This is a genomic window from Desulfoglaeba alkanexedens ALDC, from assembly GCF_005377625.1.
In the GTDB taxonomy this organism is placed as follows: Bacteria; Desulfobacterota; Syntrophobacteria; order Syntrophobacterales; family DSM-9756; genus Desulfoglaeba; species Desulfoglaeba alkanexedens.
On record NZ_CP040098.1, the window covers coordinates 470,742 to 487,401 of the forward strand.

General features: G+C 62.1%; 14 protein-coding genes. 12 read left to right on the forward strand and 2 right to left on the reverse strand.

Annotated features, from left to right (window positions below):
• The first annotated feature begins 7 nt into the window (after positions 1-7).
• The 6 genes from FDQ92_RS02375 (at position 8) to FDQ92_RS02400 (ending at position 5,850) form a co-directional block, all read left to right on the forward strand.
• Positions 8-724: a pyridoxine 5'-phosphate synthase gene (locus tag FDQ92_RS02375; protein ID WP_137423109.1), complete on the forward strand. Its 717-nt coding sequence runs from the start codon at positions 8-10 to the stop codon at positions 722-724.
• Between the two features lie 2 nt (positions 725-726).
• A complete protein-coding gene (gene acpS / locus FDQ92_RS02380) occupies positions 727-1,107 on the forward strand; it encodes a holo-ACP synthase (RefSeq protein WP_137423110.1) in 381 nt (126 codons plus the stop codon).
• Between the two features lie 3 nt (positions 1,108-1,110).
• Positions 1,111-2,694 carry an NAD(P)H-hydrate dehydratase gene (locus tag FDQ92_RS02385; protein ID WP_137423111.1) on the forward strand — a complete coding sequence of 528 codons (1,584 nt, stop codon included), beginning with the start codon at positions 1,111-1,113 and terminating at the stop codon, positions 2,692-2,694.
• Positions 2,691-3,188 carry a tRNA (adenosine(37)-N6)-threonylcarbamoyltransferase complex ATPase subunit type 1 TsaE gene (gene tsaE, locus FDQ92_RS02390; RefSeq protein ID WP_170180140.1) on the forward strand — a complete coding sequence of 166 codons (498 nt, stop codon included), beginning with the start codon at positions 2,691-2,693 and terminating at the stop codon, positions 3,186-3,188. The genes FDQ92_RS02385 and tsaE overlap by 4 nt, the downstream gene beginning before the upstream one ends.
• Positions 3,189-3,281: 93 nt before the next feature.
• Positions 3,282-4,748, forward strand: a complete 1,467-nt coding sequence (locus FDQ92_RS02395) for a cryptochrome/DNA photolyase family protein (RefSeq protein ID WP_137423113.1) — start codon at positions 3,282-3,284, stop codon at positions 4,746-4,748.
• Between the two features lie 397 nt (positions 4,749-5,145).
• Positions 5,146-5,850: an MgtC/SapB family protein gene (locus FDQ92_RS02400; RefSeq protein WP_137423114.1), complete on the forward strand. Its 705-nt coding sequence runs from the start codon at positions 5,146-5,148 to the stop codon at positions 5,848-5,850.
• Positions 5,851-5,988: 138 nt separating this feature from the next.
• Here FDQ92_RS02400 and FDQ92_RS02405 read toward each other — a convergent pair whose 3' ends face one another.
• Together FDQ92_RS02405 and FDQ92_RS02410 are read right to left on the reverse strand one after the other, a co-directional pair.
• A complete protein-coding gene (locus tag FDQ92_RS02405) occupies positions 5,989-6,303 on the reverse strand; it encodes a hypothetical protein (protein WP_137423115.1) in 315 nt (104 codons plus the stop codon).
• A gap of 288 nt (positions 6,304-6,591) precedes the next feature.
• Positions 6,592-7,773, reverse strand: a complete 1,182-nt coding sequence (locus tag FDQ92_RS02410) for a hypothetical protein (RefSeq protein ID WP_137423116.1) — start codon at positions 7,771-7,773, stop codon at positions 6,592-6,594.
• A 381-nt stretch (positions 7,774-8,154) separates the two neighbouring features.
• Between FDQ92_RS02410 and FDQ92_RS02415 the strand changes: the two genes are divergently transcribed.
• From FDQ92_RS02415 to FDQ92_RS02440, 6 genes are all read left to right on the forward strand, one after another.
• Positions 8,155-8,757 (forward strand): poly-gamma-glutamate hydrolase family protein, encoded by a 603-nt coding sequence (locus FDQ92_RS02415; protein WP_137423117.1) that lies wholly within the window; start codon positions 8,155-8,157, stop codon positions 8,755-8,757.
• Positions 8,757-8,984 (forward strand): hypothetical protein, encoded by a 228-nt coding sequence (locus tag FDQ92_RS15360; RefSeq protein ID WP_211341332.1) that lies wholly within the window; start codon positions 8,757-8,759, stop codon positions 8,982-8,984. Before FDQ92_RS02415 ends, FDQ92_RS15360 begins: the two co-directional genes overlap by 1 nt.
• A 51-nt stretch (positions 8,985-9,035) precedes the next feature.
• Positions 9,036-10,169, forward strand: a complete 1,134-nt coding sequence (locus FDQ92_RS02425; RefSeq protein ID WP_137423118.1) for a glycosyltransferase family protein — start codon at positions 9,036-9,038, stop codon at positions 10,167-10,169.
• Positions 10,170-10,213: 44 nt separating this feature from the next.
• On the forward strand, positions 10,214-10,867 hold the full coding sequence (locus FDQ92_RS02430) for an ABC transporter permease (protein WP_137423119.1): 654 nt from the start codon (positions 10,214-10,216) through the stop codon (positions 10,865-10,867).
• A 77-nt stretch (positions 10,868-10,944) separates the two neighbouring features.
• Positions 10,945-11,679, forward strand: coding sequence for an ABC transporter ATP-binding protein (locus FDQ92_RS02435; protein WP_137423120.1), 735 nt, complete (start codon positions 10,945-10,947; stop codon positions 11,677-11,679).
• A gap of 189 nt (positions 11,680-11,868) precedes the next feature.
• Positions 11,869-16,659, forward strand: coding sequence for an FtsX-like permease family protein (locus tag FDQ92_RS02440; RefSeq protein WP_170180141.1), 4,791 nt, complete (start codon positions 11,869-11,871; stop codon positions 16,657-16,659).
• The last annotated feature ends 1 nt before the right edge of the window (position 16,660 follow it).

Consider the following 16,660-nt stretch of genomic DNA (forward strand, 5'->3'; position numbering starts at 1 on the left):
GGATTTCGTGGTACGACTTGCGATCAACGTGGATCACGTGGCCACGGTCCGCCAGGCTCGACGGGGGGCCGAACCGGACCCCGTTACGGCGGCGGCCCTGGCGGAACTGGGGGGCGCCCAAGGGATCGTCGTGCACCTGAGGGAAGACCGGCGTCACATCCAGGATCGCGATGTGGAAATCCTTCGCAAGACGGTCAAGACGCGCCTCAACCTGGAAATGGCCGCCACCAAGGAAATGGTGGAGACCGCGCTCGCCGTCAAACCGGACATCGTGACCCTGGTGCCCGAAAAACGCCAGGAGCTCACCACCGAAGGGGGTCTGGACGTGGTTCTCTACGAGGACGCTCTGCGAAGCGCAGTCAAGACCCTCCATGACGGCGGGATTCTTGTGAGCCTTTTCATCAATCCGGACCCGCGCCAGGTCAAGACAGCCCATAAGTTGGACGCCGACTGCGTGGAACTGCACACCGGGATGTTCTCGGAAGCGCGGTCATTCGTACAACGCCAGGATGAATTCGAACGGCTGGAGACCGCCGCCAAACTGGCTCACAAGCTGGGGCTCGCTATCCTCGCCGGCCACGGCGTGGATTATCAGAATATTTATTGGCTTCGGAACCTCCCCGAGGTGGAAGAGTTCAGCATCGGCCATGCCGTGATCGCCCGTGCCATGCTGGTGGGGATGGAGCGAGCCGTGAGGGAAATGCTGGCGCTTCTGAGCAGGTAGCCATGGCCGTCTACGGCGTCGGCATCGACTTGGTCCGGGTGGATCGCATCCGGCGGAACGTGGAGCGGTGGGGCGAACGTTTTGAAGAGCGCCTTTTCACCCGTGCGGAACGCGGGTTCTGTGCCGGAACCAACCGGAAGGTATCGTGCCTGGCCTTGCGGTTTGCGGCCAAAGAGGCCTTCTCCAAGGCGCTCGGCCGCGGCATGCGTTCCCCCATACTCTGGCAGGACGTCGAAGTCAGAAGCGGTCCGCTGGGGAAGCCGGAGATTGAGCTGTCGTCGAGGGCCGAGGCCTTCTGCAGGGAACTAGGGATTCGTTACTGGCATTTGAGCCTCACCGACGACGGTGACTACGGCGCGGCGGTGGTGATCTTGGAACGGTAGGCCATGTTGCTTGAGGATGGAGCGGCGGCGATGCTTCTCGTGACGGCTTCGGAAATGGCGGAAATGGATCGGCGGACCATCGAGGACATAGGGATCCCGGGCGCGGTGCTGATGGAAAATGCCGCGCGCGGGGCCGCGGCCTTTTTCGAACAGGTGGTTCCCGATCTGGTCCAGCGCCGGATCGTGGTGCTGGCGGGAAGCGGAAACAACGGCGGAGACGGTTTCGTCCTGGCCAGGCTCTTTTTCAACAAGGGCGCCCGGGTGCGCACGGTGTGTCTCCGCCCGCCGGATCGCCTCAAGGGCGACGCCCTCACCAACTTTCGAATCCTGGAAAAGATCGGAGTTCCCGTCGCGGTGTGGGACGAGTCCCAGGATTTCAAGGCTCAATTCGAAGCCGTCGAAGACGCCGATGTCATCGTGGACGCCATTCTGGGAACCGGGCTTCAGAGCGAAGTCCGCGGCCTTTATCGCCGCGTCATCGATGCGGTGAACGCCCTAGGAAACCCCGTCCTCTCCGTGGACATCCCATCGGGGATCGACGGCTCCACGGGGAGGGTCATGGGAACCGCCATACGGGCCACCGCCACCGCGACGTTCGCTCTTGCGAAGATCGGCCACGCGGTGCCGCCCGGCGAAGAGCATTCAGGGATCCTGAAGGTGATCGACATCGGGATCCCGCCCCTGGTGGCGCACGGAAGCGGGATCCGAAGATTCCTGCTGGACGCCGCCGCCTGCGCCCCGTGGCTCCGCCCCCGCCCGGCCGAAACTCACAAGGGACATGCGGGCCATCTGGGAGTCCTCGCCGGATCCCCGGGAAAAACCGGCGCCGCCGCACTCCTTTGCCAGGGAGCCGCCAAGGCCGGCGCCGGACTGGTGACGCTCTTCGTCCCCTCCGGCCTCAATCCCATCATGGAAGTGAAACTCACTGAAGTCATGACGCTCCCCATTTCCCAGACCCTCGAAGGCACCGCTTCCCTGGAAGCCTTGGAAGGCATCCTCGGCTTCATGGAAGACAAAGAGGCCTTCGCCATGGGCCCGGGAAGCTCTCTTCAACCTGAAACCCGGGAACTCATGCGGCGGCTGGTCACGGAAATCCGGTGTCCTGCGGTACTCGACGCCGACGCCCTCACCGCCGTTTCCGAAGATCCGGCGGTCCTGAGCCGCGCCCAGGCACCGCTGATCCTCACCCCGCATCCCGGCGAGATGGCACGCCTCACCGGAGAAAGCACCGGCACGATCCAGGCGGACCGACTTGGAACCGCCTCCCGGTTCAGTGAGAAGCACGGCGTCTTTCTGGTGCTGAAGGGACACCGCACGGTGGTCGCGGCGCCTGACGGCAGGCTGGCCGTTAACGGTTCCGGCACCCCGGCCATGGCGAGCGGCGGCATGGGAGATGTCCTTACGGGACTCATCGGAGCTTTTCTGGCTCAGGGATTCGATCCGTTCGAAGCGGCCTGCCTGGGGGTCTACATTCACGGTGCCGCGGCGGAAGAGGTTCACGCCGCCGTCGCCACCCGAGGCCTTCTCGCCTCGGAAATCCTTCCCGCCATCCCCATCGTGATCGGCCGATTGGAGCGCTCCCCGTGACGGTGGTGATCGTCCGTTCAAGGAGTACAGAGGATACCCTGAGACTCGCCCGGCTGATCGGTTCGCTCCTGCAGCCCGGCGACGTGGTGGCCCTGTGGGGCGAACTGGGCGCGGGGAAGACCCTCATGGCAGGGGGCATCGCCCGATCTCTGGGCGTCCCCCCCGACGTTCCCGTGACCAGCCCCACCTTCACGTTCATCAACGAGTACGAGGGAAGCCTTCATTTCTACCACCTGGATCTCTACCGGTTGAGTCATCCCGACGAACTGGAAACGCTGCCCTGGCGCGAGGCGCTCTACGGAGAAGGTGCGGCGGCCGTCGAGTGGCCCGACCGCCTGGGCGAAGCCCTTCCCGAGGAGCGCTGGGATATTCATCTCGCCATTATGGACGAACATTCCAGGGATATCCGCGTTCGGCCTCCCCGGCCGCAGGCGTTCCGGGAACTGTGCAACCGATTGAAAAACGAAGGGCTGAAGTGGGAAGCCGACGCCTGAGAGCATGTCTGAGAACGGCCTGATAGCCTTTCCCCATCGCAGCACAGCCCTTTCGCATCCATCCCGCAGACCCGAAGGCTTCCGGAGGCCCCCATGGAAAGCGTCCCACGCTGCCGCATTCAACCCTTCAATGCCGCTCCCGTCCACAAGGAAGGCGGCTACGTCCTGTACTGGATGACCGCGGCGCGAAGGCTTCGCTGGAATTTCGGCCTTCAACGGGCGGTGGAATGTTCGAAGGAATGGAACAGACCGCTTTTGATCCTGGAAGCGCTGCGCTGCGACTACCCTTGGGCGAATGCCCGCCTCCACCGGTTCATCTTGGAAGGCATGAGGGAAAACGCCCTGGGGCTCCAGGGGACGCCCGTCTTTTACTACCCGTTCATCGAATGGAATCCCGGTCAAGGAAAGGGATTGCTCGAGGCCCTTTCAAAAAGGGCCTGCACCGTCGTGGCCGATTGGTTTCCGGCCTTTTTCATTCCCAACATGATCCGCGCGGCCGCCCGTAAGATAGATGTCCGTCTTGAAGCCGTCGACGGCAACGGGCTCCTGCCGCTCGAAGCCGCCGGCGGGACCTTTCAAACCGCCCACGCCTTCCGCCGCTTCCTGCAGAAAAACCTGCGTCCCCATCTTTTCGAATTTCCGGAACCGGACCCCATTGGATCCGGAGCGCTTCCTCCGTTCCAAGGCACTATGACGGAGGTCGCGTCCAATTGGCCTTCCGCCCTCGAACACCTGCTGTCCGATGACGACACCTGGTGGGATGGAATCCCTTTGGATCGTTCCGTTTCGCCGGGATGGTGCCACGGAGGTGAAGGGGAAGCCCGCCGCCGCCTGGACACTTTTGTCCGCAGCCGGTTGCCCCGCTACGCCGAAGGACGTCCCCACCCCGACGAAGACGCCGAAAGCGGCCTGTCCCCCTACCTGCATTTCGGCCACCTTTCGGCCCACGAAATCTTCAGCCGCATTGCGGACGAAGAAGAATGGACCTTCGAACGGCTGGCTTCCGCTTCCACGGGAAGCCGCACGGGGTGGTGGGGCATGAGCGAAAACGCCGAAGCGTTCCTTGATCAGCTGGTAACCTGGCGCGAACTGGGATTCAACATGTGCCACCACCGCGACGACTACGACCGCTATGCGTCTCTGCCCGACTGGGCTCGGAAGACTCTCGCCGTGCACGCCGCAGACCCGCGCCCCTTCCTGTATGAACCGGAGGCCTTCGAAACCGCCGCCACCCACGACCCCATCTGGAACGCCGCCCAGACGCAGCTCACGACCGAAGGCCGCATCCACAATTACCTGCGGATGCTTTGGGGTAAGAAAATCCTTCACTGGACACGTTCGCCCGAAGAGGCCGTGGCCGTCATGCTGGAACTCAACAACAAGTACGCCCTCGACGGCCGGGACCCCAATTCGTACAGCGGCATCTTCTGGATCCTGGGCCGTTACGACCGCCCCTGGGGCCCGGAACGGCCGGTCTTCGGGAAGGTGCGCTACATGAGTTCAAAAAATACGGCGAGGAAGCTGCGGATGAGCGACTATCTGGAGCGCTATCGTCCTTAAGAGGCTGTCTGAGAATACCCTTTAGCCTTCTGGGGATGGGGTGTCCGTTTTTTCGCGAAGGGGCGGTTCGCGAACGGCACTTAAGGAGCCGGCTTGCCGGCGATGCGCATCCCTGTAGGGGCGGGGCATTCCCCTCGTTCCCAAGCCAGAGCTTGGGAACAAGAAAACAACCTTGGAGCGCGGGCGTCCCGCCCGCAACTATTAGGCCCCACGCGTCCACCGCGGGCAAGACGCCCGCGCTCCCAGGGCCGAACTCATCGTGGCTGCTATCTTAGCTCGATGTAAATGGAGCATTGGCGACGACGGGGCTCCCCCGTTTCATTTCGTGCGGATCACCAAGGACGGGTTCACAATGAAAACCATGACCGCGCGCACCCCTTGACCGCAAGGCTTCGACATGTGGCTGCAGCAGGAATATTTCACCGAAATCGGCAAACTGCTCCTGGCGGCGCTCCTCGGAGGCGCCATCGGGTTCGAACGGGAATCCCACGGCCAGTCGGCGGGTTTTCGCACCAACCTGCTCGTCTGCATGGGCGCCTGCCTCATGATGCTGCTTTCACTCCACATGGAATCCCTGTACCGCCACCTGGACGAGGACTCAGTGGTCAGGGTAGACCCCGGGAGGATCGCTTCTTACGCCATCGCCAGCATGGGTTTCCTGGGAGCGGGAGCCATCATCAAGGGTAAAGGAAGTGTTCGGGGACTCACCACGGCGGCGAGCCTCTGGCTGGTGACCGGTGTCGGGTTGTCCGTCGGTGCGGGCTATCTTCTTCCCGCCGTCTTCACGACCCTGGTGAGTCTTGTCATTCTCTACAATCTTCGGGTCATCAAAATCGGCATCCCCCGCGACATCTACACCATCCTGACCCTCACCTTCCAGGGCTGTGACCGGCCCTTAGGCGAGATACGCAACGTGCTGTCGGAATACCCGGAACTGGATCTCAGATTCGTCAATTACCATTGCAGTATGAAAGACTGCACCGTCACCTACCGCCTGCGGTTCATCAGCAAGGACAACATCGGCTGGGGGAAAATCACCGGGCGCCTCAAGATGCTGCCGGGCCTGGTGGAACTCCGTTGGGATGAAAGCGACGTGCCCTGACCGCCCGACATTTGCCGCTCTCCGAAATCCCGCCGCTGACCTCGCCGGCCGCGAAATCAAGGGCTCCTGGCCGGCAGATGAAGCTTCTTTCGACGGAGCACACCCGTCCCCGATCGCAACAGTCCGACGGACCCGTGATCAGCGTCTTGGGCCCCCGCCGGGACCCATACCGCGGCCACCCTGCTCCAGAGTACCACCCCGGGCCGGCGGTTCATCGGCGAGGGTCATTCCCCCCGCCTTGGCCCGCTCCTGCATGCGCTGCTGATGTTCGCCCCGGATCTGCTCCTGTTCCGCAGGAGTCTTCGCGGAGCGCATTTTCAGGAGGTGCTCGGTGCGCTCATGTTGCGTCATGTGTTGACTGCCGTAGGTGTCCCGGCCACCCGCGGTCGCGAAGCCAACCGGAAAAAACATGAGGGCGGCCAAGGTCCAAACCACCAGCTTTCGTTTGGTCATCGAAGACTCCTTGTTCATAGGGTTATCTTGCGCTCGGCCCAGGCCACCGCGCGTTCTCTAAGGCCGCACAGGCACGGCGCGCCGTCCCTCTGCTGCTGAGTCTGTACCGGCACTCGCTTCATTTCGATCAGGACGACTCACAGAAGGTCTGTCTATGCTTTGGATCCTACCGCATCTTCGGACCACTTTCCACCACAATGGGAAACGGCCCCGAAAGCTTCGGCGACCACCGCCCGGGACGGCTCTCGAGCGGAAACGAGCATCCCCTCTTTAAACGGATTTCCCTCCTCACCGCCTAGGTCCGGCGGCTTTCCGCACCGCCGAGTACAGTTCCTTCGCGTGCCTTTTCAGGCGGACTTCCAGGAAAGGGCGCTCCTCCTCTTCGATCACCGCGTCGTCCAGCGCCATGTGAAGGATCATCCGCCATTCTTCCTTGTCTAAGCGAAGGAGAAGATCAAGCACGTCGGCCACGGCCGGCAAGCCGGGCCGGCGCTCGGGCTTTTCTTCCCATGCTTCGAGGAAACCCTCGATCGCGGCGGGGAGGACGGAAGCGTCGGCCCAGGCGAGTTCGCCCGTTCCGTCGATACGGTCCACCCGGAGGCGAACGGTCATGAGAGCCAAGAAATGCAAGAGTGCCATCCATCGCGCCTCGTCCCGTTGCCCCGGCGCCACCATGGGACGGTAATCCCGCACCGTAACGAGGCGGACGTCCACTCCGCGCCGGTTTCGGCGGGCGACGAAATCTCCCGCCGCATGGTGCCAGGGATAAACCTGCTCGAAGCTTTCCCCGTCAAAACAGCAGGTTAGGATCCAGGCCATCTTTCGGAAAAGGGAATGGGTTTCCGGGACGGTCAGCGGCTGTTCCACGCGGGACCCATCCCAGATCTTGATCCGCACCCGCGTGGCATCTTTCGAGCGCGCCAGGTGGAATTCGTGAAACCCCGTGAACCATTCGGCGACGAAGAGCCGCAGCGGCAGCAGTCGGCCCTCTTCGTCCAGGTAGAACGTTTCTCCGGACACCATGACCCGGGGAAGGAAAGGCTTTGGGATACGGCACTGGAGTTTTCGAAGGAGGGCGACTTCATTTTCAAGAAAGGCCTTCTGGTGAGTTGCGGCGGCGGTGTTCACGGCGAGTTCCACTGTGGCGTCCGAAAGCTTCGCCCGAGCCCGGCACACGTGGTAAAAGGCGCCGTGTTTTTCGCTGATGAGGTCCAGACCCAGGATGTGGGAAAGCCCGACGTCTTTGCCGAGGGCCTGGGACACGCAAAACGTGAGGGGTGCCCAATCTTCCCGCAAAAAAAACCGCCGGAGCGCTTCAAAATAGAAACCGTAAGTCAGGCCCGGTACCGATACGTCGCCCCCGGCGCTGCAGGGCAGCACCGCCTTTTCGGTTTCTGCGGAAAGCGGCACAAGGTGAGTGCCCGCGTTCACAAAAAATCGGACCGGGAACGGCATATCAACGAGATTCATGGACGACGTGTAGACCCTTGTCATGATGCGTCGAAACCCATATGCTTCGCGCATCGCTTATGGAACGGGCTTGATTGGAACGAGGAACCCCAGCCGGTCAGGTTTCTGACATTTAGCAGCTGCTCGAAAGATTTTCAAAGGCTTTGGCAGCGTAGAAAATAATAGACCTAATATTTGATGCCAAATTCTATTTCCCCTCCCCTTGTGGGAGGGGAGTAAGGGGAGGGGAATGTAACTGATTGACATACGTTAATTTTCTCACCCTCACCCCAACCCTCTCCCATCAAGGGAGAGGGGGATGGGAGAGGTGGATTTTTTGATCTTCGTTAACTTTTTTGATTAAGGTCTCCACTTTAGAACGCTACCAAGGGTTTGTGAGCCATGTCGGACCGGTACGCGACATTCGACGCGCTTCGCAGCGCCCATGAGGAGGGCCGGGATTTCCGTGTGGAATGGCGCTTGGGAGTCTCAGGGATCGCCGTTATGGCGCCTCACGGCGGCGGGATCGAACCGGGCACATCGGAAGTGGCGCGGGCCCTGGCCGGTCTTCGGCATTCCTTTTACCATTTCGAGGGACTGATGCGGAACGGAAACGGCGCGCTGCACCTCACGAGCACCCGGTTCGACGAACCCAGAGCGCTTGCCTTGGCGGAGCGCGCGGAGTGGATCGTGACGGTCCACGGCTGCGACGGGGACCCGCCGGTGATCCACCTGGGCGGGCTTCACGAAGCCCGGAAACGGGAACTGGCCCGGAAGCTCGAAGTGCATGGATTCGCCACCGCAAGCCACCTGGACCACCGGGGGCTCGATCCGGAAAACCTGTGCAACCGCGGGAAGAACGGGAGCGGCGTCCAGTTGGAGTTGACTCTTGGGCTGCGGCGCGCCCTGTTTCCGGCCCTTACGCGAACAGGGCGGTTGAACACGACCCCGCTCTTTCACCGCCTGATCGACGCCTTCCGGACGATCTTGACGAGGAGCCCGTAATGCTCGAACACACCTTCTGCCATGTGCCGGGGATCGGCCGAACCACGGAAGCTCGGCTGTGGCGCGAGGGCATTCTGCGCTGGGAAGACCTGAAGGGTTCCGGTTCGCCGTCTTCCCGGGGCTTGCTACGGCGCCGGGAATGCCTCCTTGCGCCGCCTCCGCCGCGTTGTTTCCGCGCCTGCCGGAAGACTTTGGAACGGCTCAAGGGACGGCTTGTGACCGGATAGTCCGACGACTTTCGTCATTTTTCTTGAACCGCCGCCAAAAACCGCCTTGTGATGCGAATCCTTTATTACTGCCAACACGTCCTGGGGATCGGCCATTTCTTTCGGAGCATGGAAATCGCCCGGGCCCTTTCGCACCATTCGGTGCTGTTCGTGGAAGGGGGAGACCCGCTGCCGGGATTTCGAGCCCCGGGCCACGTGGAGCGCGCCTTCCTTCCGCCGCTCCGCATGGACCCGGAATTTCGGCGCATGGAAACCAGCGGTTCGGAGCTGGAAGCCGTCCAGGAGAAACGGAAGCGCAAGCTCCTCGAACTGTACAACGACTTCAGGCCGGCGCTAATCCTCATCGAACTCTTCCCCTTCGGACGCAAGAAGTTCCGCTTCGAACTCCTTCCGCTCCTCCAGGCCGCCCGTTCCGGCAACCGTTCGGCGCGGGTCGCCTGCAGCCTCCGGGACATCTTGGTGGAAAAGGAAAACCCCGAGGCCTATGAACAGCGGGTGCTGGATATCCTGAACCGCTACTTCGACCTGCTGCTGGTGCACTCGGACCCGGCGGTGATCTCCCTCGACGAGACCTTTTCGAGGACCGGCGCCATCGCCGTGCCCCTCGTTTATACGGGTTTCGTGGTGCGTCGGCTCACCGCCCCGCCCCCGGTTCGCGTTCCGAAGCAGATCGTCTGCAGCAGCGGAGGCGGGCGCGTGGGGGCGGAACTGCTCCTGGCCACCATTCGGGCGGTGGAACGGATCAACGATCCCGCCGTAAGACTCCGGGTGTTCATGGGTCCCTTCATGGACCCCGGGGATCGCCGGTCCCTTGAGGAAGCGGCATCCCGAGACGCCCGCACGACCCTTCACCCTTTTTCCATGGACTTCCTCGAAGAACTGTGCCGGGCGGACATTTCCGTCAGTATGGCAGGCTACAACACGTGCATGGACGTATTGGCTTCCGGCGTCAAGGCCCTGGTCCATCCCTTTCCACAGAACCGGGAGCAGGGGTTGAGGGCCCGGCGTCTTGCAGACCACGGCCTCCTCGAGGTTCTTCCCGCCACGGAACCGTCCATACTGGAAGAAAGGCTTCGGAATCTGCTGGACCCGAACGCCGCGCGATCCGCCCCTCCCTCCGGCATTGATCTCGACGGAGCTCAAAAGAGCGCCCGTGCGGTTGAAAAATTACTCGCCAGAGATTAATGGATCAGAAGGCAACGGGAAACAAGGGAAGGAGAGCACTTTCCATGAACACCGTCGGACGCCAGGTCGTGCTCCCCTGGAAGCAGGTGATGAAGATCGCCTACATCTCCCTTCGCGTTCGCTTCTTTCGCTCGCTCATCACCTCACTCACGCTGGTTTTCGCAGTGGCTTTCTTCTCTTACCTGGCAACCGGCTACGAACTGCTTAACGGAGCGTGGCCCTTCGCCGACGAAAGGCTCCAGGAAGCAATACTTTCCGCCGGCTACGACATATCGCAGGGGGAATTCGGGAGCACCCCCAAGGATCGGTGGCTGGTTATCCTGTCTCTTCTGGTGTGCGTAGTGGGCATCGTAAACGCGCAACTGATGGCCGTAACCGAGCGTTTCCGCGAGATCGGGACCCTCAAGTGCCTGGGGGCCCTGGACAGCTTCGTGGTGAAGATTTTCATCCTGGAATCCGCCTACCAGGGGCTCTTCGGAGGACTGACAGGCGGCGTGCTGGGGCTGACGGTGGCGGTGATGGTCATGGTTGTCAAATTCGGCTTCGCGATGGTGGCTCACTTCCCCGTGGTTCCAATTCTTGAAATCCTGGGCGGCTCAGCGCTTCTCGCGGTGACCCTGTCCTTTCTGGGCGTCCTCTACCCCGCCCTGGTGGCGTCCCGGATGCAACCTGCCATCGCGCTTCGCGCCGAACCGTGAGGAAACCCGGAAGCGTCCGGGTTCCTCACCCCCCCGAGTCGAAGGCCCGGCCCATGGACAACCGGTGAGTGACTGTCATGCATGACACGGCTCGACACAACGTGGTCCGCCTCAAGGAGGTGACCAAGGTGTTCCGCCTGGGGCATCAGAGCGTGGAAGCCCTTCGAGGCGTCTCGCTGGAAATCAAGACCGGCGAATATATTTCCATCATGGGTCCTTCTGGTTCGGGTAAATCGACCCTGTTCAACATGATCGGCGCGCTGGACAAACCCACTTCCGGCCGGGTCTTCATCGACGAAGTGGACGTGGCTCAGTTGGACGCGTATGAACTGGCATGGCTTCGCTGTCGCAAGATCGGCTATATCTTCCAGACCTTCAACCTGATCCAAGTGATGACGGCCATCGAGAATGTGACCCTCCCCATGATCTTTGCCGGGATGAGCCGTGACGAGTACATGGAGAAAGGCATGGAGCTGTTGGAACTGGTGGGACTGGCGGAGCGGTTCCAGCACAAGCCGTCGGAGCTGTCCGGAGGCCAGCAGCAGCGGGTGGCCGTTGCGCGGGCGCTGGCGAACGACCCGACCATTGTACTGGCCGACGAACCCACCGGAAACCTGGACCTTTCGACCGGCGAAGAAATCATCAATCTGCTGAAGGACCTCTCCAGGGAACGGGGAGTCACCATCATTTCCGCGACTCACGACATCAAGATGATCGCAGTTTCGGACCGGGTGGTCTGGATTCGGGACGGGCGCGTGGAACGGATCGAAGACCGTGACAAGCTGACAATCTCCGTCGGCGAGGTGGCCTGATCTCGTGTGGTTCGGCCTTCTTATGGTTGCCGGACAGAGCAAAAGGCGGCCGAATGCAGCACGACCTTTCCCCGGGAATTCAAAGCGGCGGATTTGAAATCCGCCATTCCAGATCCAAGCAGCCCGTGTGCGATCGGACCCGTTATCGTGTGGATGCCGACTAAACCTCTCAGACCGCCAGCCTTGTGGATGACGGCCTCCGTTTTGGGCGGCGCTGTGCTCGCCCTTTTCCTGGCTGTCTTCGCTTCGGTTCGGCCGGCCGCCGGGGCTTTGCCCGCGATGGATACGGGCCCGAGCGTGGTGGATCATGTGCGTTTCTTCGCCGGCCTGGGCGATCGTTCCACCGGTTCGGACGGCGCCTATCGCGCCGCCGACATGATCCGGGAACGCTTCGAGGCCGCAGGGCTGCAGGTGGGAACCCAAAAATTCCATCAGCCCGTTCCGGTCGTGGACGAAGCGCACGTGGAAGTGGACGGCCGGCGCTTCCCGCTCTATCCCTGGGGGCCGAACATGGCGTACCTGCCTCGGACCCCCGACGAGGGACTCACCGGCCCGCTGGTTTACGTGGGCAAAGGATCGCTCGCCGAATTCAACGGCCGTGACCTGGAAGGCGCCATCGTGCTCATGGACCTCACAGCCGGCCGGGAATGGTTCCCCGTGGCGATGTTCGGCGCAAAGGCCCTGATTTTCCTGGAAGACGGTTCCGCAACACGGGTCGAGTTCGAAGAAAAGGACACACCGACGCCGGTGGTTTTCCCACGTTTTTATGCGCCGGCGGAGACCGCTCGTTCGCTGATAGGCCTGGCTGAAGACACAGCGAAATCGGCCACCGTGGTCAGTCGCACTCGATGGGAAAACAAGACCGTCGAGAACATCTACGCGATCATTCCCGGGGCATCGGCGGAACTGAAAGACGAACTGGCAGTGGTGGAAGCTTCCTATGACGCGGGATCCCATGTTCTCGGATTGGCTCCCGGGGCCGACGAGGCCACATCCATCGCGCTCCTTCTGGCCCTGGCGGACCATCTGTCCCATAACCCTCCGCAGCGCACCGTGCTGCTGGTGGCGACTGCGGGACACAACCAGGGGCTGGCGGGAACACGAGAATTCTACTGGGCCTTCACCGCCGACATGCGCGATCTCCGGCGTGAACTGCAAATCGTCAAAAAGCGAAGAAGTCATCTGAATCAGTTGTGGAAGCAGGCACACGAACCCGATCCCCTGGCCCTCGGCGACCCGGAAGGCCGGGTGGTGGTCTGGAACTTCGTGGCGGAACGGGCCAAGGACCGGGCCGACTTCCTCATTCGGGAAGCCCAGTACCGTAAGGCCCTGGAGCGGCGCGGCGGAATCCGAAACGGCGAACCGTCGGGACCGCCCCAGGAAGACCTGGAAGATCCCCGCCCCTACCGGCTCCTCAGCTGGCGGAAGAAGGCCTCAGATCTGGACGAGGAACAACGGGCTCTGGCTTACACCCTGCTGTATCAGGGGCTGCCCGACATTCAGGCGGAACGCGCCGAACTGAAGGAACGGGAGTCCAACCTGCGTTCCAGCGTCGCCCTTCAACGGCTGGCCCGGGACTACACCCCCGTTTTCTTCCTCAGTCTTTCCCTTTCGAGCCGGAGCTTGCCGTTCGGCCTGGCGGAGTGGGGCGCGACCTTCCCGCTTCGGGAAAACGTTCGGCGCCAGATGCGGGCTCTCCGGCTGGGGCCGGTGCTGCTCAGCGCGTCGCAGGAAGCCGCCGAACGTGCCGGCGTGGTCAATCCCTTCGTGGACACGACCCGCTTCGGAGTCGCGCAGAGCGAAATGCCTGCGGGATCTTCACGCCACTGCCTGGCCTGCGACATCGGCGCCATCGCGGACTGTTCGGCTGTTTCCCTGGCGACCCTCAACACTCGGTTTTCGTTTTGGGCGACGCCCGCCGACACGTTCTCCATGGTCAATACGGAAAACTTGGAAATCCTGGGCCGAGTGTTTCCGGCGATCATCGCATCCGTGGCCGCCCATCCGGACCTGGCCGGGGCGTGCCGAGCGGGCGTGGAGGGGTTTTCGAGCCTGCAAGGCAGGGCCCTTTTCATCCGGCAGGGAGAACTGTTTCCCGACCAGCCGGCCCCCGGAACCATCGTCTCGGCCATCCAGGGCTCCAGCATCTTCCGAGCCATGAGCTACCGGGACGGCTCCTTTTTTCTCCATGGCGTGGTCAGCAAAAAGGTGGCCTTCCAGAAGCTTATCCTGGAACCCTACGGCCTGGACTCGGAGACGGGCTTGATCGCTTGGACCGCGGACAAGGAACAGACGGCAAAGGACAACTACCGCATCAACATCAAGGGAAACACCGCGACCACGACCCTCGTCATGTTCCACTGCCTGCAGACGGACGTGATCGGGAGTTTCAATCCTCAGCGGCTCGACCACCTGACCAAGGTCAACCTCCTGGACGGTTCCACCGGGGCTCAGCCGGTACGCTATTGGTACAGCCGGGTGGACGGCCGCGACACCATGGCCGTTTCCGTCTTCCTTGAAAAAGGCACCCGCTTCAAACTCATCCTTTCGGACACGCTCCTTCGAAAGGAACTCCTGCTGCTGAACAGCTCCCCGGAACGCCCCGACGGAAAAGGCTTTCTCATCGGCTCCCCGCCCGCCATCCCCCTGGTTCCCCTTCGGGTCGCCCTGGATCTTCACGCGCTTGCCGGCACCCGGCTTCAGAACCTGCACAAACACGGCATCGTCAACCGCTACCTGGAAGATCTCTACGTGAGCGCATCGGAGGACCTGACCGGCGCGGAATCCATGCTGGCTGCGAACCGTTACGACGCTTTCTGGGAGCATGTGGTAGGGGCGTGGGCGCACCTCAACGTGGTTTACCATGAGGTGGAGAGCACACAGAGGGACGTGCTGGCCGGCGTCATGTTTTTCATCGCGCTTTTCGTGCCCTTCGCCTACTGCCTGGAACGTTACCTTTTCTGTTTCCGTAACGTCTACAAGCAGATCACGGCGTTCCTGCTGATTCTGGTAACGACCATCCTCGTGATCCGCTCGCTCCATCCGGCATTTCAGCTCACCTACAACCCGATGGTGGTGATCATCGCTTTTTTTATCCTGGGGCTTTCTTTTCTGGTTTCCTGGATCATTTTCGTCCGGTTCGAACACGAAATGGAGCGCAGCCGGCAGGCTCACCGCGGCAGGGGGGGCAATACCCGAGAAGGCGTGAACAAGTGGCAGGCCTTCGGAGCGGGCTTCGCGATCGGCGCTTCCAACCTGTTCCGGCGGCGACTGCGAACGGCGCTCACCTGCATCACCCTCATCATCTTGACCTTCACGGTCATGTCGTTCACCAACGTGAAGACCCTCCACAAGACTACTCGGACGCGCATCGCCGACAGCAACGCCTATCGGGGCATTGTGCTCCATCACCAGATCCGGCGGGGACTCACACCGATCGCCCTGGCGGATTTGAGGGCCCGCTTCGCCGGGGAAGCCCGCTTGTGGCCTCGGGCCTGGGTGGAGCCGGACCACCCGTCTCAGCGGGTGCTGGCGCTCGTTCAGGCCGGAAACCGAGCCGCCGCGGTGGAAGGAGTGCTGGGCCTGGGTGAGGCGCCACCGGACCACGTGGCGCAGATCGTCCGGCACGGCCGCTGGTTTCGAGAGGGGGAAAGCCGGGCGGTGCTCCTGCCGGTCCGCATCGCCGAGGTACTGGAACTGGATCCGAGCCGCGACATCGGCGCCTCGGTCACCCTCTGGGACCACGCCTTCACGGTGGTGGGCTTCTTCGATGAAGGGCGGCTGGAACGGCTCAACGACCTGGACGGCAACCCCCTCACCCCTGCCTACCTGGAAGTACCTCCCGACGAAGAGATCACGGAAGTCGAGGTGGAAGCCATGGAAGCGGGGGAAGAGATCCTTCCCATGACGGAACGATTCCGAAACGCCCGGTCGGATTCCATCGTCATCGTCCCCTACGAGACATCGCTCTCGTTGGGGGCTACCCCGCGCTCCGTCAGTATCCTTCCCGAACCGGGGCGAACCGCCGTCGGCCTGGCGGACAGGCTGGCTTCCTGGCTGGCTTATCCTCTCTTTGTCGGCGAAAACGGCACCTGGTTCCAAACCGCCGGCCGGACCCTCCGCTACCAGGGTGCTGCAAACCTCCTCGTTCCCATCCTGATCGTCGTGTTCATCTGCCTCAACACCATGATCGGCCACGTCCATGAACGCCAGAGGGAAATAGCCGTCTACACTTCCGTGGGACTGGCGCCGACGCACGTCGGGTTTCTCTTCATCGTGGAAGCACTCTCGCTGGCCGTTCTGTCGACGGTTTCAGGCTACATCCTGGCGCAGCTCACGGCGAAGTACCTGGGAAACACCGCTCTGTTCGCCGAGCTGACCTTCAACTACTCGTCGCTGGCGGGCGTCGCCTGCATGGTGCTGGTCTTCACCGTGGTCTTTCTGGCCTCGCTGTACCCGGCCCGGATCGCCGCCCGCCTTTCCATGCCCGACGTCACGCGGACCTGGGATCTCCCGGATCCCGTCGGCGACACTCTGACGCTCAACCTCCCGTTTCTTCTCAAAGAACAGGAAGAATCCGGCATCATGAACTACCTCACGGAACACTTCCTCGCCCACCAGGACATCGCTCACGGCGAATTCATCGTCGACGATACACAGCTCCATCCGGACGTTCCGCAGACGGGCTCGGGACAGCTTCCGGCTTCGGTATGCCTCACGCTGCGCACCTACGTGTGGCTGGCCCCGTTTGACTTCGGCATCAAGCAGCGGGTTCAGCTCCATTGTTGCCCTTCCGAAGACAACCCCGGTTACCTGGAATTGGCCGTTCTCATGATACGGGTCTCAGGAGAACGGACTGCGTGGCTCCGCGCCAACAAGAACTTCATCAAGTCGCTCAGAAAACAGATGCTCTTCTGGCGCCTGCTGGATGAGGAAACCAAGAAGCGCTATTCCGCCGCAACCGAAGTCGCTGAGGACTGAT

Bases quoted from the DNA above. Each gene is read 5' to 3' on its own strand.
- FDQ92_RS15360 (WP_211341332.1), top strand. From the start codon at position 8,757: ATGCTCGAACACACCTTCTGCCATGTGCCGGGGATCGGCCGAACCACG.
- FDQ92_RS02430 (WP_137423119.1), top strand. From the start codon at position 10,214: ATGAACACCGTCGGACGCCAGGTCGTGCTCCCCTGGAAGCAGGTGATG.
- FDQ92_RS02395 (WP_137423113.1), top strand. From the start codon at position 3,282: ATGGAAAGCGTCCCACGCTGCCGCATTCAACCCTTCAATGCCGCTCCC.
- FDQ92_RS02435 (WP_137423120.1), top strand. From the start codon at position 10,945: ATGCATGACACGGCTCGACACAACGTGGTCCGCCTCAAGGAGGTGACC.
- FDQ92_RS02400 (WP_137423114.1), top strand. From the start codon at position 5,146: ATGTGGCTGCAGCAGGAATATTTCACCGAAATCGGCAAACTGCTCCTG.
- FDQ92_RS02425 (WP_137423118.1), top strand. From the start codon at position 9,036: ATGCGAATCCTTTATTACTGCCAACACGTCCTGGGGATCGGCCATTTC.
- FDQ92_RS02405 (WP_137423115.1), bottom strand. From the start codon at position 6,303: ATGACCAAACGAAAGCTGGTGGTTTGGACCTTGGCCGCCCTCATGTTT.
- FDQ92_RS02385 (WP_137423111.1), top strand. From the start codon at position 1,111: ATGTTGCTTGAGGATGGAGCGGCGGCGATGCTTCTCGTGACGGCTTCG.
- FDQ92_RS02410 (WP_137423116.1), bottom strand. From the start codon at position 7,773: ATGAATCTCGTTGATATGCCGTTCCCGGTCCGATTTTTTGTGAACGCG.
- FDQ92_RS02440 (WP_170180141.1), top strand. From the start codon at position 11,869: ATGACGGCCTCCGTTTTGGGCGGCGCTGTGCTCGCCCTTTTCCTGGCT.
- acpS (WP_137423110.1), top strand. From the start codon at position 727: ATGGCCGTCTACGGCGTCGGCATCGACTTGGTCCGGGTGGATCGCATC.
- FDQ92_RS02415 (WP_137423117.1), top strand. From the start codon at position 8,155: ATGTCGGACCGGTACGCGACATTCGACGCGCTTCGCAGCGCCCATGAG.